This is a genomic window from Wolbachia endosymbiont of Atemnus politus (genome assembly GCF_013309895.1).
On the sequence record NZ_JAAXCS010000161.1, the window covers coordinates 1 to 2,362 of the forward strand.

Below are 2,362 nucleotides of genomic sequence, written 5' to 3' on the forward strand. Positions count from 1 at the left end.
TAGAATGCAATTAACCTTTAGCTACAAACATTAAGAAACTTACCAAGCGAAAAAAAGCAAAGAAAACCCGCGGTTTCAAATCCTCCCTTGTCTATTTGACGTTTTTTGATGTCTTGAACGCTTTATAAGCGCGTTTCAGCTTGTATAGGCAAAAACCTAGAAGTCTAGGTAAAATTTATAAAGACGTGAAGTGCACATAGTGCAAAAAATTAAACATGAGACGCCAAATACAAAGTTTTCTTTGTCGTTTTAATCTGCAGTCGCGAAGTTAAATAAAATAGCTTCAGTATCCTGATAATGGGGTTGGCGGGAGTTGTCAAGGGGTTTTTCGCAACGCACTGCGAAAACTATGCAAGAAGTCCAATACGATTTTAAGTGCGGATAGAGGGACTTGAACCCCCACGAGCAAGCTCACCAGGACCTAAACCTGGCACGTCTACCAATTCCGCCATATCCGCATTCAGTACCTATTATAGGCACCTTATTAAAATACTCAAGGTCTTACTTAATTTATAGTATTTACACAATCAAAAAAGCCTATTAACATTTCTTAGTGAAAACTCTAAACTCTAAAAATCAATAATGAGACTAATAACAAGCCTCTTACTCGCAATTTTTTTGATTACACAGAGTAGCTGTACACCCCTTATAATAGGCGGTGTAGTAGCCACAGCTACAGCAACAGCAATAACAATGCAAGATAAATCCTTGGGAAATATTGTCGATGATACAACTATGGTAATCAGAATCAATAAGGGACTCTTAAAACATGGTCTATTTTCATTTATAAAAGTTAAAGTCAGTGAAGGAAGAGTATTACTTATCGGAAACGTTAATATCCCCGAAAAACAGCTCGCAGCGGAAAAAATAGCTTGGCAGCAAAAAGAAGTTAAAGAAGTGATAAATGAAATAAGAGTAACACCAATTCAAACAACCTCCATGCTCGACACCACTGTGGATGGCATGATAACAGCGGAAATAAGAACAAGACTCCTGGGAAAAAGAAATATCAAATCAATCAATTATAGTGTTAATACGGTTGATAGAGTTGTTTATTTGATGGGTATAGCTCAAAATAAGGCGGAACTAAAAGCTGTAATAGCAATTGCAAGAAAAGTGAAGGGAGTAAAACAAGTTGTAAGTTATGTACGCTATAGACACAGCAAGTTACGTCATTAATGAAAATTTAGTTCCAATAGCAATTTTATGTTAAAGGTAATATGCAAATGAAAGTAGCTTTTCAAATGGATGAAAATATAAACTTTGAAACTGACACTACATTTGCATTAATAAAAGAGGCACAAAGAAGGAAGCACGAAGTTTTCACCTACATCCCTAATAATTTAGCGCTAAAGTTAAACCAGCCAATTGCTCTTGCCCAGAAAATCAGTGTTGATGATTTTAGTTTCATCTCCAAAAAAGATGTAGCTATCAACTTGAACGAAATGGACATCATATTTATCAGACAGGATCCACCTTTTGATATGCGTTACATTACGACCACTTATATTTTAGAAAAAACTAGCGCATTAGTAATTAACAATCCAACGGAGATAAGAAACTGTCCCGAAAAATTAATCACTTCATTATTTCCAGAGCTAACTCCGCCAACCTTGATTACTGAGAATATATTGATGATTAGAGATTTTTACCGCAACTATCAAGATATTATTCTGAAGCCATTATATAGCTACGGAGGGAATGATGTAATAAGAATACAGGATGAAAATAGTATCCAGGTAGTAGTGGAACTGATGATTGCAAAATATGAATGTCCTGTAATTGCACAAGCATTTTGTAAAAATATAGATAAAGATAAAAGAATATTGTTAATAGACGGCCAACCAATTGGAATAATGAAACGAGTTCCAAGGGTTAGCGGAGAGATCAGAACAAACTTGCGGCTCGGAGCAAGTTTTGAACCCGTTGAAATGAACGAAAGAGACAATGAGATATGTAATAAAATTGGCCCTGAACTAAAGAAAAGGGGACTAATATTTGTTGGTATTGATATTATAGATGATTTTCTTCTCGAAATCAACACAACTTCACCTACGGGAGTGGTTTATATCAATAAATTATATAATATATCACTAGAAAAAGACCTGTGGGATGTATTTGAAGAAAAAACAAGCAGCCATATCTGTCGGGAATGTTCAAAAAACCATACGCGTTAAGTTAAGAGAATATCGCCCAATATAGCAACATTTAAAGAGGGTATCTTGTTTGTTACACAACGCAAAAAACCTTCTATTTCCAACACTTTCTTTATCGCATAGTTAGCATGTATTTATAGAACATGGCAAACCAAATAGCGAGTTTCAATACGTGCTTGAAATACTATATGATCAATTGTACATAA

Annotated in this window: 2 protein-coding genes and 1 tRNA gene; 2 read left to right on the forward strand and 1 reads right to left on the reverse strand. The window is 35.0% G+C overall.

The window, feature by feature from the left end; translation table 11 throughout:
• Positions 1-376: 376 nt before the first annotated feature.
• A tRNA-Leu gene (locus tag HET73_RS07095) sits at positions 377-458 on the reverse strand.
• Between the two features lie 124 nt (positions 459-582).
• Here HET73_RS07095 and HET73_RS07100 point away from each other — a divergent pair.
• A complete protein-coding gene (locus tag HET73_RS07100; protein ID WP_174132890.1) occupies positions 583-1,179 on the forward strand; it encodes a BON domain-containing protein in 597 nt (198 codons plus the stop codon).
• Between the two features lie 47 nt (positions 1,180-1,226).
• Positions 1,227-2,177: a glutathione synthase gene (gshB, locus tag HET73_RS07105; protein ID WP_174132895.1), complete on the forward strand. Its 951-nt coding sequence runs from the start codon at positions 1,227-1,229 to the stop codon at positions 2,175-2,177.
• The last annotated feature ends 185 nt before the right edge of the window (positions 2,178-2,362 follow it).

What these genes read in the sequence shown, in the direction of transcription:
- HET73_RS07100 (WP_174132890.1), top strand. Translation starts at nt 583, where the DNA reads ATGAGACTAATAACAAGCCTCTTACTCGCAATTTTTTTGATTACACAG.
- gshB (WP_174132895.1), top strand. Translation starts at nt 1,227, where the DNA reads ATGAAAGTAGCTTTTCAAATGGATGAAAATATAAACTTTGAAACTGAC.